This is a genomic window from Rhizomonospora bruguierae, assembly GCF_018397995.1.
In the GTDB taxonomy this organism is placed as follows: domain Bacteria; phylum Actinomycetota; class Actinomycetes; order Mycobacteriales; family Micromonosporaceae; genus Rhizomonospora; species Rhizomonospora bruguierae.
Genome location: NZ_BBQH01000021.1, coordinates 76,735 through 92,320, shown reverse-complemented (window position 1 = coordinate 92,320; position 15,586 = coordinate 76,735). Strand labels below are relative to the sequence as shown.

Sequence of the window (15,586 nt, the reverse complement as noted above, 5' to 3'; positions counted from 1 at the left end):
GCCGCCGATGGTTCCGATGCACGGCGGCCCGATGTCGGTGAACCAGATGGCGCAGGGCCCGACCCCGCCGGCTCCCCTGCAACAGCCGATGCAGCCGATGCCGGTCCAGCAGATGGGCCAGCCGGTGGCTCCGGGTCAGCCGGTGCCCAACGGGTACGCGCCGCAGGGCCAGATGCCACCGGGCCACTTCCCGAGCGATTTCCCGACCGGTCAGTACCCCCAGCAGGGCCAGTACCCACAGGGCCAGCTGCCGCCGCAGGGGCAGGTGCCGCAGGGGCAGGTGCCGCAGGGGCAGGTGCCGCAGGGGCAGGTGCCGCAGGGGCAGGTGCCGCAGGGGCAGGTGCCGCAGGGGCAGGTGCCGCAGCCCAACGGCGCCATGTACGGCGCGGCGGCCGGGCAGCCGGCGCAGCAGCAGCCGGTCTCCGCCCCGCCCTCGCACGCGCCGGGCCAGCAGGCGTCGGCCCCGTACGGCGGCGAGGCCCCGGGGAACCGGCCCGTCTCGGTGCCGCCACCCCCGCCCCCCGGCATCACGCCGATCGTGCCGGCCCAGCGCGGGGCGCTCTCGCCGGCCGAGTCCGGGCAGCCGTTCCGGCCCACGCTCACCACGGCGGCGCTGAACAGCGCCCGGGCGGCCCGGCAGGCCACCGGCGAGATGCGCCAACAGCGCGCCGAGCAGGCGGGCCGGGCCGGCATGAGCGCCACCGACGTGGTCGTGCCGGTACCGACGCCGCGCCCCGAGGCCCGCACGGAGCCGGGCTCCCGGGCGAACTGGCCGCTGGTCGGCAACGCCGACGACGACGCGCCGGCCGGGAACTCCTTCGATGATCGGGACCACCCGGCGGAGCAGCGCACCGGCGACAACCGGATCACGCCGCCGTGGCTGGCGGACGACCTGCCCCAGGAGCCGCCGATGCTGCGCCTGGTGGAGCCGCCGTCGCTGGGCGCCCCGGCGCGGCGCGGCGACCTGGCGGACCTGCCGCAGGCTCCACCGTCGCTGCGCCTGGTCGAGCCGGAGGAGCCGGGCCGGGCCGAGCGCAACGGGCGCCGGTCGAGCCTGAACGAGCCGTCGTTCGAGCCGCCGGTCTCCGCCGAGGAGGACGGCGATCTGCTGATCTTCGCGGATGTGCGCTCGGCCTGGTTCAGCGACCCGGAAGCCGTTGAGGACTGGTCCTCCCCCCTCGACGACGGGTGGCGGGCGGCCGAGCAGGTGGCCGCCGAGCCGACGACCGGCGACGCGACCCAGGCCGGCCTGCCGCGGCGGGTCCCGCAGGCGAACCTGGTACCCGGCGCGCCGATGCGGGAGGAGCGCCCGCTACGGATCGTCCGAGACGCGAACACGATCGCCGCGCACACCACCAACTACTTCAAGGGTTGGCGCCGGGGGCAGGAGATCAACGGGTTCGCGGTGGGCGGCCGCCCCGGCCGGGAGTCGGCGCACGGCTGGGACTTCAGCCGGGACATCGAGGAGCACGACGACGACCGGGACTTCCAGTACCGCTCGGCGGGCCGGCGCTCCTGACCCGCCCGCACATCACCCTGAAACCGCGCTAAGGCCGCGGTAGGCGCGGGGCTGGGCGCACGCTTCTTCCCACTGAGGACGGCGCCCTCCGGCGCCGAGCCAGTGGATAAGGCCCGCCTCCGCGTGCGCGGACGTGTGGTCGCCCTCCCTGGCGTGCCCGGCGCTCGCCGCCGCACAGGCCAGCACCGCCGCCGCGCCCACCGGTTGTCGCCCCCGGCACGCCGGTGGTGGGCGTGCTGGCGATGAGGCCGGCACCGAACCAGGCGCGGGCCCGGAACTGCACCCCGCGCAGGTTGCGGGCACGCAGCACGATCAGGCCGCGGGCGAGCAGGCCACGCAGGCCAGGCGCCATCGGTCGCCCCGCTGCGGTAGGTGCCTCGGACACAGGTTCAGACCTGCGGGCACAGGGCATCGCTACCGCGACGAGGGATGGGATCGGCGCGGGTACGGCGATCGGTCAGGCGGGGGCGACGGCCCGCTGACGGCGCATGGTCAGCACGTACTCCACCAGCGAGATCAGCACCTGCTTGGTCGACTCCCGGTTCCGCGCGTCGCAACTGATCACCGGCACGTCCTGGGTGATCGCCAGCGCCTCGCGGACGTCCTGGGGGTCGTGGTACTGCATCCCGTCGAAGCGGTTGATCGCGACCAGGTACGGCAGCCGGCGGTGCTCGAAGAAGTCGATCGCCGCGAAGCAGTCGGCCAGCCGGCGGGTGTCGACCAGCACAACCGCACCGATCGCGCCCCGGACCAACTCGTCCCACATGAACCAGAACCGCGTCTGCCCGGGCGTGCCGAACAGGTACAGGATCAGGTCACGATCGATCGAGATCCGGCCGAAGTCCATCGCCACCGTGGTGGTCGACTTCCCCGGCACCTGCCGCGTATCGTCCACCCCCACACCGGCCGACGTCATGATCGCCTCGGTGGTCAGCGGCGTAATCTCGGAGACCGAGCCGACCAGCGTGGTCTTCCCGACGCCGAAGCCACCGGCGATGACGATCTTCGCCGATGTCACGCGTCCGGCCGTCGGCCGCTGCGCCATCTCAGAGCCTGCGAAGTCCACTCAGCACCCTCTCCAGCAATTCCGTGCCCACCGCGTCCGGTGCGTCCTCCAGGGACGTCGGTTCGTACACCGCCACCAGGCCATCCGCAGCCATGTCGGCGATGAGGACCCGGGTGACCCCGAGCGGCAGTTGCATGCGCGCCGCGATCTCCGCGAGCGACTGCAAGCGGCCGTCGCAGAGTGCGGCTATATGTTGATGCTCGCGTACGTGCCCGCCCTTGAGCGAACCGGCGGACCGCCCGCGAACCGTCGTCTCGATGAGCGCCTCAATCGCGATCTCCAGCCTCGGCCGGGTGCGCCCACGGGTGACGGCGTAGGGCCGAACCAGCGCGCCGGTCGGCTCATCCCGCTCCGCCATCATTCGCCGTCACCTCCATTCCCGCTCGAGTCCAGTCTGTACCGCGCGCCGCCCCCGTGATGGTCGCCGGTCAGCTCAGCATGCCCGCGGCAGTGCGCGGGGCCGGGGTCAACGCGTCGCCGACCCGGTCCACCAGCAGCGCCATCTCGTAACCGACCTGACCCACGTCACAGCTGCGGGCGGCCAGCACGGCGAACGACGAGCCGTCGGAGATCGACATCAGGAACAGGAACCCATTGTCCATCTCGACCACGGTCTGCAACACCGCCCCGCCCTCGAAACAGCGCGCCGCGCCCTGGGTCAGGCTCACCAGGCCGGATGCGATGGCGGAGAGCTGGTCGGCGCGGTCCCGTGGCAGGTCCCGGGAGGCGGCCAGCAGCAGGCCATCCGCAGACACCGCGATGGCGTGCGCGACCCCGGGCACCCGATCAGCGAAGTTGGTAAGCAACCAACCGAGATCCTGCGTAGTTGTCATGCCTCATGCTCCTTGCCAGCCTGCACGGAATCCGGCCCGGCCGGGGTTGGTCCCGGGTCGGTTGCGGTTCCCACCGATGGAGAATGCTCGTCCTTCGGCTGCGTGCGCCCGCGTTGGACCCCCCGGTGGTACGCGGACAACAGGCCGCGGACGCCCTCCGGCGTTCGCCGCTGGACCGCCGCGACCGGCTTCTCTACTCCGCCGGGCACGAGCTGCGCCATCGGTACCCGCTTGGGCAGCCCCGCGGTGGTCGTCTCGTCGATGTCTATCTCCGCCAGTGCCTGAGCGGCCCGCCAACCGTCGTCCGCCGCCGTCTCCCAACTCGGCCGGATCGCCTCAATGGGCGGGGGCGGCGGGCTGAGCACCGGGGGCGCCGGCGGCTTCACGGCGGGAGCCGGGACGGGTGCCGGGGCTGGTATCTCGCCCGCCCCGCCCATGGGACCCACCTGGGGCATCGCGGGCGGGGCGAACTTCTCCTCGACCGGCCCGGTGGGCGCCGACGGTGCCCCGGCCGGTGCAGACGGTGCGATCGTCGTGGACCCGCCGGGCGCACCGGGTGGTGACGCCGAGCGCCGGGTGCGGAACCAGGCGGACTCCAGCTCCCGGAAGATCGGCAGTTCCATCGTCTCGTCGGCGAACCGCTGCCGCTGCGCCTGGGCCGGCGGCACGTACGGCGTGGCCGGTGCCGCGAGCTCGTCCGGGCGGACCCGGGGCAGCTCGGCGGTCATGTCCAGCGCGGCGGCGACCCGCTCCGGCGGGGCCGGCGGCGTGGCCTCCCGCTCCGGCGCGACCGGCGGCCACGCGGGCGGGGCCGCCGGTCCGGCGGGCGACCCGGAACCGACCGGCGGGGCGGACACGACCGGCGGCACGGAGACCGCGGGCGGAGCGGAGGCGACCGGCGGCACCATGGGCGGCGCGGCGGCCGGCGGCACGACCGGCGGGTTCGCGGACGGCGGCACGGCACCACCCGGGCGCGGGGCCAGCGGGCCGCCGGGGCCGCCCGGCCGGGACGAGAGCCGCTCGGCGAAGCCACCCGGGCGCGGTGCGCCGTTGGCCGGCGCGCCATTCGCCCCGACCTCGGGGCTGGTCGGCACCTGGCGCGGGATGCCCGCCGGCGGCCCGGAGACCTCACCGTCGACCGCCCAGTGGTCACCGCTGCGGCGCTGCGGAAGCGCCTCGCCGCCGGGTCCGGTGGCCGTGCCGTCGGTGCCGGTGGCGCCGCCGCCGTTGGTGCCGGCCGCGCCGGTCAGGTCGGACCAGGCCGGCAGCGGTCGGCTCGGGCCGTTGGCGCCGGGCCCGCCGGCGCCTGGCCCCTTGACGCCCGGGCCGTTCACAGCCGGACCACCCGGACCGTTGGCCGGCGGGGAGCTGACCGGGGTGAAGCCGCTGAACGAACCGCCGTTGAGCCCCGGCGCGGCGGGCTCGAACGGCCGGCCGAAGCCGTCCGCCGGCGCGCCGCCCGGGCCACCGCTCGCGGGGGCGAGGCCGCTCTCCAGCGCGAGCGGCGAGTGACCGGCGGCCGGCGGGGCCGGGACCAGCGAGGACGAGCCGGCCGGGAGGCCCGCGCCGGGACCGCGCCCGACGAGCGCCCGCGGCACCAGGATCTCGGTGGGCAGCGTGACGTCCGCGATGGTGCCCCGCTCGGCGGCCGGGCGCAGTTCGACCTTGACGCCGTGCCGGGACGCCAGCCGGGCGACCACGACCAGGCCCATCATCCGGGAGACGGTCACGTCCACGACCGGCGGCGTGGCCAGCCGCTCGTTGAGGTCGGCGAGCTGGTCCGGGCTGACGCCGATGCCCCGGTCCTCGACGTAGAGCACGGCGCGGTCGCCGACCCGGCGGGCCTCCACCACGACGTGCGAATCCGGCGGGGAGAACGCGGTGGCGTTGTCGAACAGCTCCGCGACCAGGTGCACCAGGTCGTTGACCGCCTGCGCGACCACCTCGATGTCCCGGTCCACGACGCCGAACTCGATCCGGGTGTAGTGCTCCACCTCGGACTGCGCGGCGCGCAGCACGTCGATCAGGGCGGCCGGCTCGCGCTGCACGCGGGTCGAGTCGGCGCCGGCGAGAACCAGCAGGTTCTCGTCGTTGCGGCGCATCCGGGTGGCCAGGTGGTCCAGCTGGAACAGCTCGGCCAGCCGGTCCGGGTCCTCCTCGCCGCGCTCCAGCCGGTCCAGGTGGCCGATCAGCCGGTCGACCAGGATCTGCGAGCGGCGGGCCAGGTTGACGAACATCGTCGAGACGGAGGAGCGCAGCTGGGCCTGCTCGGCCGCGGTCCGCACCGCCTCCAGGTGGACCTGGTTGAACGCCTCGGTCACCTGGCCGAACTCGTCCTTGCTGCGCACCGGCAGCGGCTCGGCGATCTGCGCGGCCAGTTGCTGCGCCGAGCCGGAGGTGGAGACCTGCGGGTCGCGCAGCCGGGCGACCGCGTGCGGCAGCCCGTGCTGGGCCACCGCGAGCGCGCCGTGCCGCAGCTCGCGCAGCGACCGGGCCATCGACCGGGCGACCAGCCAGGCGAACAGGAACGCGATCAGCACGGCGATCAGCAGCAGGCTGGTCTCCACGAACAGCCGCCGGATCACCGCGTCGTACAGCTCGGTGGCCCGGTCCGCGGCCACGCCGTCGAGCTGCTTCTCCACCTCCCACAGCAGGGCCGCCTGGGTGCCCAGCGCGGTGTCCCACTGGACCGCGTTGAAGCCGAGGTCCGACATGCTGCCGGGGCCCTTGCTGTCCATCACGCCCCGGTACCGCTCGGCCAGCCGCCGATCGCTGCCGGCCACCCGGTCCTGCAGCAGCTTCCGTTCGCTGTCGCTGGCGACCGAGACGAACTGCTGCTCGGCCTGGTCCTGGCTGGTCTTGGTGCGGATGTAGGCGCGCTGCAACTCGGTGGTCATGTCGCCCATGGCCAGCGCCTGCAGGCCCACCACCCGCTCGGACTGGTGCGCCTCCTTCAGCCGCGCCAGCGCGGTGGTGGCCCGCATCCGCTCACCGAGGTCGTTGTCGCCGGCGAGCTGGATCGACGAGTCGCGGATGTTCAGCAACTCGTCCAGCAGGGTGGTGTAGTTGCGGATCGCGTCGCTCAGCTGGAGGTTGAGGTTCGCCACCTGGCTACGCGTCGCCGGCAGCTCCTGCAGGTTCTTGTCGATGTCCCGCAGCAGGGTGGCGAAGCTGGTTGGCAGGTCGCTCAGCGTGGCCTGCTCGCGGTTGTACGGCCGGCGCGACTGCTCCACGGCGCCCTGCGCCTTGCTGTACGCGGACATCCGCTCGGCGCGCGCCTTCGGGTCCCGGTTGCCCAGCACCATGACGGCGGCGGCGCGCTCCTCCTGGAGGTTCTGCGCCAGCTCGCCGGAGACGTCGATGAGGCTGGTCAGGGCGCGGGCCCGCTCCGCGTCCTTGGCCGCCTGTAGGTGCCCGACCAGACCGTTGATGCCGACCGCGATCGTCGCGATCGTCGGTACGATCATGATGAGGACCAGCTTGGACCAGATGGGCAGGTCACGGAGCCGGCCGGCGGGCCGGCGCAGGTACGACAGGAGGCCTCCCGTCGTTGACCGCTCGCTCACGTCACCGCCCTCCTAGGAAAGCCATCACGGACACCGCTCACCGTCCGACCCCCGCCGGGTCGAACCCCCGAGATTCCATCACGCCGAGTGTCAAGAAGAAAGCCCAGGTTGGTACCGGCCGGGCCTGTGGTGAGATGTTCGTAGTGTTTCGTAGCAAGGTGTTTGCCCGGAGTGACAGACAGTGATATCTCATCCGGCTCGCGTGATCCTTCTCGCGGGTCCCTCCGGCTCGGGCAAGTCGTATATCGCCCGACGGACCGGGCTCCCGGTGCTCTGCCTGGACGACTTCTACAAGGATGGCGACGACCCGAGCCTGCCGCACACCGCGGGAATGGTCGACTGGGAGTCACCACTCGCCTGGGATGCGGCGACGGCGGTCGAAACCATTGCCCGGCTGGCCGTTGACGGCAAGGCGGAGGTGCCGGTGTACGCGATCGGCGCCGACCGGCGGGTGGCCGCTCGGCTACTCGATCTGGCCAGAGCGCCACTCTTCGTCGCCGAAGGTATCTTCGCCGCCGATATCACCGCGGAGTGCGCGCGCCGCGGCCTGCTCGCCGGGGCGTACGCGCTGCGGCGGCCCCGCGGCCTGACCTTCGCCCGCCGCCTCGCGCGGGACCTGGCCGAACGCCGCAAGCCCCCGGGCGTACTCGTGCGCCGGGGGTACGCGCTGCTGCGCGACGAACCCCGGGTGCTGGCCCGGCAGGCAGGGCTGGGCTGTGAGCCGGCCCGCGCGGCTCGGTTCCTGCGTCAGGTCGCCGCCCTGCGCGAGGAGAGGCTGCGCGACGGGGCACTGGGCGACCAGATACCGCGGGGCCAAGCGCCGGAAAGCGCGGCCCTGGGAAGCGCCACGCCGGCCGGCGCCGCGGCGCCGTGGGGCGCCCAACTGTCGCCCGGTCCTGCCACACTGTCCGGCGAGCCGAATCAGAGGTAACGCGGGGACGGGAGGCCGAATGACGCGGGCCGCGCGGGTGGCGTTGGCGCTCGGCGCGCTCGGCATCGCGTTCCGGCTGGCCCTGGTGCTGACCGGCGCTCCGCCGACGAACAGCGACGAGGCGACGATCGGCCTGATGGCGGTGCACATCGCCGAGCGCGGCGCGCACCCGGTCTTCTTCTACGGCCAGCACTACATGGGCGCGGTCGAGGCGTACCTGGCGGCGCCGCTGTTCGCGGTCCTCACCCCGTCGGTGGCGCTGCTGCGCCTGGTCACGCTGGCGCTGTACGCGGCCTTCCTGGCCGCGATGTACCTGCTGACCCGCCGGCTGTACGCGCCCTGGTACGCGGTCGCCGTGGTGGGCCTGCTCGCGCTCGGCTCGGACCGGGTGCTCAAGGACGAGCTGATCGCCGGCGGCGGCTACCCGGAGATCAACGCGCTGGCCGCCGGGCTGCTGCTCGGGGCGGTCCGGTTCGCCGTCCGGGCTCCCCGCCGCTGGTGGCCGTACGCCCTCTGGGGCCTGGGCGCCGGCCTGGCGCTCTGGGCGGACTTCCTGGTCGCGCCGTATGTGGCGGCGGCGGGCGCGCTGCTGCTGGCGTACCGGGGTGGCGAGTTGTGGGGGCGGGCGGGCGCCGCGCTGGCCGGGGGTGCCCTGCTGGGCCTCGCGCCGCTCGTCGCGCACGACCTCACCAGCCCCCTGCGAGAGAACTCGATCGCCGTCCTGCTGCACCTGAACATGGCGGGCGAAGCCGCCGGGTTCACCGCCGCCGACCAGGTCTACGGCGGCGTGCTGCTCGGCATCCCGCTCGGCACCGGCCTGTGCCCGCCCGGCCGGTGCGGCGTCGGGCACCTCTTCTGGGGCGCCGCGTACGTGCCGCTCCTGCTGGCCGCCACCGCCATGGCGGTGCTCGCCCTGCGGGCCGCCCGCCGCACGGCACCGCTCGCCGCCGGCACCGCGCCCGCCGAGCCCGCCGCTCAGGTGCGCCAGGCGGGCCGGCTGGCGCTGGCCGGCGCCGCGCTGGTCACCATACTGCTGTATCTGCGCAGCCCGGCCGCGGCGCTCACGCCGATCGAGAGCGCCCGCTACCTGAGCTGCCTGCTGCTGTCCACCCCGGCCGCACTGTGGCCACTGTGGACGCTCATGGTCGGCCTGCGGTCGCCCGGCGGCCGGCGGGCCGGCGCGCGGCGGGCCGCCGGGCTCGCGGCCGGCGCGACGCTCGCCGCCGTGCTGCTGGCGTCCGTCGCCGCCACGGTCGCCGCCGCCGGCACGGTCGGCGGGATCCGGGCGAACGACCGCGACCACCGGGACGTCGTCACGTACCTGACCGAGCGGGACGTCACCCGCGTCTACGGCGAGTACTGGACCTGCAACCGCCTCACGTTCGCCACCCGGGAGCGGATCGTCTGCGCCGTACTCGCCGACGACCTCTCCCCCGGCTTCGACCGGCACCCGCCGTACCGGGCGGCCGTGCTCGCCGCCCCCGACCCGGGGTACGTGGTGCTGGCCGGTTCACCGCTCGACGACAACCTGCGGGCCCGGCTCGCCGGCCGTTCGGTGCTGGTTCGCACCTTCGGCAGCTACCGGGTCTACCTGCCTGCCGTACCGCTGCTGTAGCCGGGGCTAGCCGATCAGCTTGGCGTACGCCGGCTTGATGACCTCGTTGATGATCTCCAGGCGCTCGTCGAACGGGATGAAGGCGCTCTTCATCGCGTTGATCGTGAACCACTGCAACTCCGGCCAGCCGTAGCCGAACGCGTCCACCAGCAGCGCCATCTCCCGGCTCATGCTGGTGTTGCTCATCAGCCGGTTGTCGGTGTTCACCGTCACCCGGAAGCGCAGATCCCGCAGCATGCCGATCGGGTGCTCGCGGATCGACGACGCCGCGCCGGTCTGCACGTTGGACGACGGGCACAGCTCCAGCGGAATCCGTTTGTCCCGCACGTACGCGGCCAGCCGGCCGAGCCGCCCGGTCGCCGGCGCGATGTCGTCGACGATCCGCACCCCGTGGCCCAGCCGGTCCGCGCCACACCACTGGATCGCCTGCCAGATCGACGGCAGCCCGAACGCCTCGCCGGCGTGGATGGTGAAGTGGAAGTTCTCCCGTTGCAGGTACTCGAACGCGTCCAGATGCCGGGTGGGCGGGAAGCCCGCCTCCGCGCCGGCGATGTCGAAGCCGACCACGCCGTCGTCCCGGTACCGCACCGCCAGCTCCGCGATCTCCATCGAGCGGGCCGCATGCCGCATCGCGGTCAGCAGCGTGCCGACCCGGATCTGGTGACCCGCCTCCGCCGCCCGCGCGGCGCCGGACCGGAAGCCGGCCAGCACCGCCTCCACCACCTCGCCGAGCGCCAGCCCCCGCTCGGTGTGCTGCTCCGGCGCGAAGCGCACCTCGGCGTACACCACGCCGTCGGTGGCCAGGTCCAGCGCGCACTCCTCGGCGACCCGGTGCAGCGCGGGTGCGGTCTGCATCACCCCGACGGTGTGCGCGAACGTCTCCAGGTAGCGCTCCAGCGATCCCGAGTCGGCGGCCGCCGCGAACCAGGTCCGCAGCCGCGCCGGGTCCGACTCGGGCAGCTCGTGGCCCACCTCGGCCGCCAGCTCCGCGATCGTCTCCGGGCGCAGGCCGCCGTCCAGGTGATCATGCAGCAGTGCCTTGGGGGCCCGGCGGATCTCGTCCAGACTGATTGCGACCATGGACGAACCCTACTTCCCTCCCGAGGCGACAACCCGATCCGTATGAGCAACAGCGCATGAACGACGAGGTGGTGGCGTACCTGCGGTGCCCGGTGTGCCGGGAGCCGCTGTCCGCGCGGCCCGGCGCGCTGCGCTGCCCGCGCGGGCACGGCTTCGACGTCGCCCGACAGGGCTACGTGTCGCTCACCGCCGGCCCCGTGCCCCACACCGGGGACACCGCCGAGATGGTCGCGGCGCGGGAGGCGTTCCTCGGCGCCGGGCACTACGACTTCATCTCGGCCGCGCTCGCGGAGGCGGCGCTGCCCCGGTACCGCGAGGGGTTGGTCGTGGACCCGGGCGGCGGCACCGGACGGCACCTGGCCGCCGTGCTGGCCGCCCTGCCGGACGCCCCCGGCCTGACCCTGGACGTGTCGAAGCCGGCGCTGCGCCGGGCGGCCCGCGCCCACCCCCGGGCCGGCGCGGCGCTGGCCGACACCTGGCGCCGCCTGCCCGTCGCGGACGGCGCCGCCGGCCTGATCCTGAACGTGTTCGCGCCCCGCAACGGCGCGGAGTTCCGGCGCGCCCTGGCGCCCGGCGGCACCCTGCTCGTGATCACCCCGACCGCCGCGCACCTCGGCGAACTGGTCGCACTGAGCCGCCGGCACCAAGGCAGCCGGGGTCTGCTGTCCGTTGACCCGGCCAAGGATCAGCGGGTGGCGGCCAGCCTCGCGCCGCACTTCGTGGCGGGCGGGGCGGCCCCGCTGGAGCGGCGGCTGCTGCTGTCCCGCGCCGAGGTGCGCACGGCGGTCGGGATGGGGCCGAGTGCCTGGCACACCGACCCGGCGGCGCTGGACGAGGCGCTGGCCGCCCGGCCCGAACCGGTCGCGGTGACCGCCTCCGTGACGCTGACCGCCTACCGGCCCCGCGCGTAGGGCGCCCGAACAAGGATCTAGGTGGAACGGATCTAGGTGGAGAGGTCGACCTGTTCCCACCCGGGCGGGGGGTCGTGGTACGGGCCGCGGAAGACGATGCCCCATTCCAGGGCCCAGCGGCGCTGGCCGACGGCGTTCGCGTCGATCGGGCCGGGCAGGGGCAGGCCGAGGCGCTCGCACTCCAGGTAGGACCAGTCGAGGCAGTAGTAGAGGTCCAGGACGATCGCCGCCTCGACCGGGTCGCGCTTGGCGGCCAGCATCCGGGAGCGCCAGTGCTCGAAGGTCTCCCCGGCCGGCAGGTTGGGGAGCAGGGCGGCGAGGCCGTCGTCGGGCGGCGCGGCGGGGTCGAGGTGCTTGCAGAGGCCGAGCAGCCAGGCCAGCGCGTAGACGGCGTCCAGGTGGAGGATGAACGAGCGGCGGTCGCCGGTGTCGGTGGCGACGAAGCGCCACTCGGGCGGGGTGACCTGCTCCACCAGGCGGGCGCCGAGCAGCCAGCCCATCGCGTCCTCCTGGGTCATGCCGAAGCAGCGGGCCAGGACCACGTTGAGCACGGCGGCGCGCGCCTCCAACTCGGCGGTGGGGCGCAGCTCGACCTCGTCGCCGAGGTCCCACACCAGCGGGTACTGCTCGGGGGGCGGGGGCAGGCCCAGCCTCCGCAGTTCCGCCGCCGTTGCGGCCCGCACCTCGTGCGGGTCGGGTGCCGGTACAGGCACGGTCCCCTCACTCTTGGGTCAGCGTCTAAGCCGGACGGCGAGCCTAGCGGTCGGCGGCCCGGCGGACAAAGCGCCCGGGGTGCCGGTCAGGCGATCCGGTCGAGAACCAGCGGCGGCACGGACGGCGGCTCGGCGCCGATCGTGACCGCGCCACCGGCGGCGGCGGTCCCGGCGGGGAGCCGGTCGACGTCGTCGGCGCGCAGTTCGTAGAGCGGGTCGCCGGCGCGGACCGGGTCGCCGGGGTTCCGGTGCAGCACGACACCGGCCGCGGCGCTGACCGGGTCCTCCTTGCGCGCCCGGCCGGCGCCGAGCCGCCACGCGGCCACGCCGATGCGGTACGCGTCGATGGCCGTCACGTAGCCGTCCCGGTCGGCGCGGACCACTTCGGTCTCCCGGGCGGTGGGCAGCGGGGCGGACGGGTCGCCGCCCTGCGCCCGGACCATCGCCCGCCAGGTGTCCATCGCCCGGCCGTCGCGCAGCGCGTCCGCGGGGTCGACACCGGTCAGCCCGGCGGCGTCGAGCATCTCGCGGGCCAGGGTCAGGGTCAGCTCGACCACGTCCGGCGGTCCGCCCCCGGCGAGCACCTCGACGGACTCCGCGACCTCGACGGCGTTGCCGACGGCCCGGCCGAGCGGGGTGTCCATGCCGGTGAGCAGGGCGAACGTGGTCACGCCGTGCGCCCGGCCGAGCGCCACCATCGTCTCGGCCAGGGCCCGCGCGTCGGACCGCGACCTCATGAAGGCGCCGGAGCCGACCTTCACGTCCAGCACCAGCGCGCCGGTCCCCTCGGCGATCTTCTTGCTCATGATCGAGCTGGCGATCAGCGGGATCGACTCGACCGTGCCGGTCACGTCGCGCAGGGCGTAGAGCTTGCGGTCGGCGGGGGCGAGGCCCTCGCCGGCCGCGCAGATGACCGCCCCGACGGCGGCGAGCTGGGCGAGGAACTCGTCGGTGGTGAGCGTCGCCCGCCACCCCGGGATCGACTCGAGCTTGTCCAGCGTCCCGCCGGTGTGGCCGAGCCCGCGGCCGGAAAGCTGCGGTACCGCCGCGCCGCAGGCCGCCACGAGCGGCGTGAGCGGCAGAGTGATCTTGTCGCCGACGCCGCCGGTGGAGTGCTTGTCGACCGTCGGCCGCGGCACGGTGGACAGGTCCAGGCGCTCGCCGCTGGCGATCATCGCGGCGGTCCAGCGGCTGATCTCGTCCGGGGTCATGCCGTTGAGCAGGATCGCCATGGCCAGCGCGGCCATCTGCTCCTCGGCCACCTCGCCCCGCGTGTAGCCGGCGAGCACCCAGTCGATCTGTTCGTCGGTCAGCGCCCGGCCGTCCCGCTTGGCCCGGATCACGTCGACGGCGGCGATGGTCACTCCGCACCCGCCCAGCGGTGGCCGATCTCGGACGGGGGTTCGCCCTCGCCGGCCCAGTACGCGGTGCCGTCGGCGTCGATGACCACGACCCGCGGGGTGCGGGCCAGCCCCCAGGCGACCGCCGCGTCGGTGCCGGGCCACTGCTGGCCCTCCTCCAGCAGGCCGACGGCCTCGTCGTCCCCGCCGGCGCCGCGGTCCCAGTACGCCGTCCAGACCCGCTGGTCGCCGACCATGTCGGGGTGGACGAACACGGTGCCGCGCCCGCGCCAGGACAGCAGCCGCTCCGGTACCGGGGGTACCTGCGCCTCGGCGCCCAGGTCGGTGGCGTCGAATGCGTATGGCAGCAGGTCCGCGATGGTGCGCGGGGTGGGCAGGGCGTCCACCAGGCACTGCGGACCGCCGTGCTCCCACAGCAGCTGCCGGCAGCGCCCGCAGGGCATCACCGGCTCGCCGGTGCCGTCGACGCAGGAGACCGCGACCAGGCGGCCACCCCCCGAGGTGTGCAGCGCGGACACCATGCCGCACTCGGCGCACAGCACGACCCCGTACGCGGCGTTCTCCACGTTGCAGCCGATCACGATGCGGCCGTCCTCGGCGAGGCCGGCGGCGCCGACCGGGAACTTCGAGTACGGCGCGTAGGCATGGCGCATCGCGTCGGTGGCGGCGGCGCGCAGCCGATTCCAGTCGATCTCCACGGGTTGCTTTTTACCCCTTTATGTACGGCTTACCATCGGCGGCCGGCGCGCGGACCCGCCCGACCAGGCCGGCCACCGCGAAGATCGTCGCGAGGTACGGCAGCATCGCCAGGAACTCGCTGGGGATCACGCTGTCGATCGCGCCCAGGTAGGTCGCCAACTGGTCGGCGAAGCCGAAGAACAGCGCGGCCAGCAGGGCGCCCACCGGACTCCACCGGCCGAAGATCAGCGCCGCCAGGGCGATGAAGCCCTTACCGCCGATCATGTTCTTGGTGAAGGTGTAGATCACGAGAGTGTACGAGGCACCGCCGATGCCCGCGATCGCGCCGGCCAGCAGCACGTTCCGGTAGCGCAGCCCCAACACCCGCACGCCCAGCGTGTCGGCCGCCTGCGGATGCTCGCCGACCGCCCGGGTGCGCAGCCCCCAGCGGGTGCGGAACAGGCCCAGCTGGATGACCACGACCAGCGCGATCGCCAGGAACAGGAAGATCGTGCCGGTGAACAGGGCCGGGCCGAGCACCGGGAGGTCCGACAGCAGCGGGATCCGCCACACCGGGAAGTGCGGCGGCTGGTTGTACGCCTTGGTGTCCTGCTGCATCAGCCGCTCGTAGAGGAAGCCGGTCAGGCCGAGCGCGAGCAGGTTCAGCACCACGCCCATCACGACCTGGTCCACCAGGTAGCGGATGGCGAACACGGCCAGCAGCAGCGAGATCAGCGCGCCGCCGGCGGCCGCGGCGACCAGTCCGATCCACGGGCTGCCGGACATCGTGCCGACCAGCGCGCCGGAGAACGCGCCCATCAGCAACTGCCCCTCGATGGCCACGTTCACCACGCCGGAGCGCTCACAGAGCACCCCCGCCAGCGCGCCGAAGATCAACGGTAGGGCCAGCAGGAAGGTGCCGCGGACCACGTTCACCAGCGGCATGAAGTTCTGCCCGGCCGGCGCGGCGGAGACCTGCCAGCACAGGAACGACAGCACGAAGCCGACCACGCCGGCGCCCAGCAGGTACGCGAACCAGCGGTGCGCCCGGCCGGTCAGCAGCGCACCCCCGGCGAGCGCGGCGATCAGCCCGAACAGGACGGCACCGGTCGTGCCGCCGACCTCCAGGGCGGCGCCGCCCGAATCCTCGCTGAGCGTGAAGCGGGCCGGCTGGGCGGTGGCCAGCGCGCCGAACAGCACCGCGCCGAGCACGCCGAGCAGCACCAGCCCGGCACCGACCTTCCGGTCCCGGCTCCAGAAGCCGGCGGCCGGCACGGCGGCCGTGGCCTCGTCGACCGTGATCGTTGACACCG

General features: G+C 74.2%; 12 protein-coding genes and 1 pseudogene. 4 read left to right on the top strand and 9 right to left on the bottom strand.

Annotated elements, in window-relative coordinates; all coding sequences use genetic code 11:
* Window positions 1-1,519, top strand: a pseudogene (locus KJS59_RS12385) (transposase); the annotation flags it as partial.
* A 457-nt stretch (window positions 1,520-1,976) separates the two neighbouring features.
* Here the strand turns inward: KJS59_RS12385 and KJS59_RS12380 are convergent.
* The 4 genes from KJS59_RS12380 to KJS59_RS12365 form a co-directional block, all read right to left on the bottom strand.
* Window positions 1,977-2,564 (bottom strand): GTP-binding protein, encoded by a 588-nt coding sequence (locus KJS59_RS12380; protein ID WP_213452993.1) that lies wholly within the window; start codon window positions 2,562-2,564, stop codon window positions 1,977-1,979.
* Between the two features lies 1 nt (window position 2,565).
* Window positions 2,566-2,943, bottom strand: coding sequence for a DUF742 domain-containing protein (locus tag KJS59_RS12375; protein ID WP_213453042.1), 378 nt, complete (start codon window positions 2,941-2,943; stop codon window positions 2,566-2,568).
* Between the two features lie 70 nt (window positions 2,944-3,013).
* The gene (locus KJS59_RS12370; RefSeq protein ID WP_213452992.1) at window positions 3,014-3,418 is read right to left on the bottom strand and encodes a roadblock/LC7 domain-containing protein; all 405 of its coding nucleotides are present in this window, start codon (window positions 3,416-3,418) and stop codon (window positions 3,014-3,016) included.
* On the bottom strand, window positions 3,415-6,984 hold the full coding sequence (locus KJS59_RS12365) for a sensor histidine kinase (RefSeq protein WP_213452991.1): 3,570 nt from the start codon (window positions 6,982-6,984) through the stop codon (window positions 3,415-3,417). The genes KJS59_RS12370 and KJS59_RS12365 overlap by 4 nt, the downstream gene beginning before the upstream one ends.
* Before the next feature lie 202 nt (window positions 6,985-7,186).
* Between KJS59_RS12365 and KJS59_RS12360 the strand changes: the two genes are divergently transcribed.
* Both KJS59_RS12360 and KJS59_RS12355 read left to right on the top strand, forming a co-directional pair.
* Window positions 7,187-7,915 (top strand): uridine kinase family protein, encoded by a 729-nt coding sequence (locus KJS59_RS12360; protein ID WP_249714065.1) that lies wholly within the window; start codon window positions 7,187-7,189, stop codon window positions 7,913-7,915.
* Between the two features lie 19 nt (window positions 7,916-7,934).
* Window positions 7,935-9,530 carry a hypothetical protein gene (locus KJS59_RS12355; protein ID WP_213452990.1) on the top strand — a complete coding sequence of 532 codons (1,596 nt, stop codon included), beginning with the start codon at window positions 7,935-7,937 and terminating at the stop codon, window positions 9,528-9,530.
* 6 nt (window positions 9,531-9,536) lie between these two features.
* Here KJS59_RS12355 and KJS59_RS12350 read toward each other — a convergent pair whose 3' ends face one another.
* The gene (locus KJS59_RS12350) at window positions 9,537-10,610 is read right to left on the bottom strand and encodes an adenosine deaminase (protein WP_213452989.1); all 1,074 of its coding nucleotides are present in this window, start codon (window positions 10,608-10,610) and stop codon (window positions 9,537-9,539) included.
* 56 nt (window positions 10,611-10,666) lie between these two features.
* Here KJS59_RS12350 and KJS59_RS12345 point away from each other — a divergent pair, with 56 nt between their 5' ends.
* A complete protein-coding gene (locus KJS59_RS12345) occupies window positions 10,667-11,521 on the top strand; it encodes a putative RNA methyltransferase (protein WP_213452988.1) in 855 nt (284 codons plus the stop codon).
* A 32-nt stretch (window positions 11,522-11,553) separates the two neighbouring features.
* Here KJS59_RS12345 and KJS59_RS12340 read toward each other — a convergent pair whose 3' ends face one another.
* The 4 genes from KJS59_RS12340 to KJS59_RS12325 all read right to left on the bottom strand — a co-directional run bounded on the left by KJS59_RS12340 (window position 11,554) and on the right by KJS59_RS12325 (window position 15,584).
* Window positions 11,554-12,234: a DUF4272 domain-containing protein gene (locus KJS59_RS12340; RefSeq protein WP_213452987.1), complete on the bottom strand. Its 681-nt coding sequence runs from the start codon at window positions 12,232-12,234 to the stop codon at window positions 11,554-11,556.
* 86 nt (window positions 12,235-12,320) lie between these two features.
* Window positions 12,321-13,598: a thymidine phosphorylase gene (locus KJS59_RS12335; RefSeq protein ID WP_213452986.1), complete on the bottom strand. Its 1,278-nt coding sequence runs from the start codon at window positions 13,596-13,598 to the stop codon at window positions 12,321-12,323.
* Complete coding sequence (locus KJS59_RS12330) at window positions 13,595-14,293, bottom strand: cytidine deaminase (RefSeq protein ID WP_213452985.1); 699 nt, start codon at window positions 14,291-14,293, stop codon at window positions 13,595-13,597. Before KJS59_RS12330 ends, KJS59_RS12335 begins: the two co-directional genes overlap by 4 nt.
* A 10-nt stretch (window positions 14,294-14,303) precedes the next feature.
* Complete coding sequence (locus tag KJS59_RS12325) at window positions 14,304-15,584, bottom strand: ABC transporter permease (protein ID WP_213452984.1); 1,281 nt, start codon at window positions 15,582-15,584, stop codon at window positions 14,304-14,306.
* Window positions 15,585-15,586 lie beyond the last annotated feature (2 nt).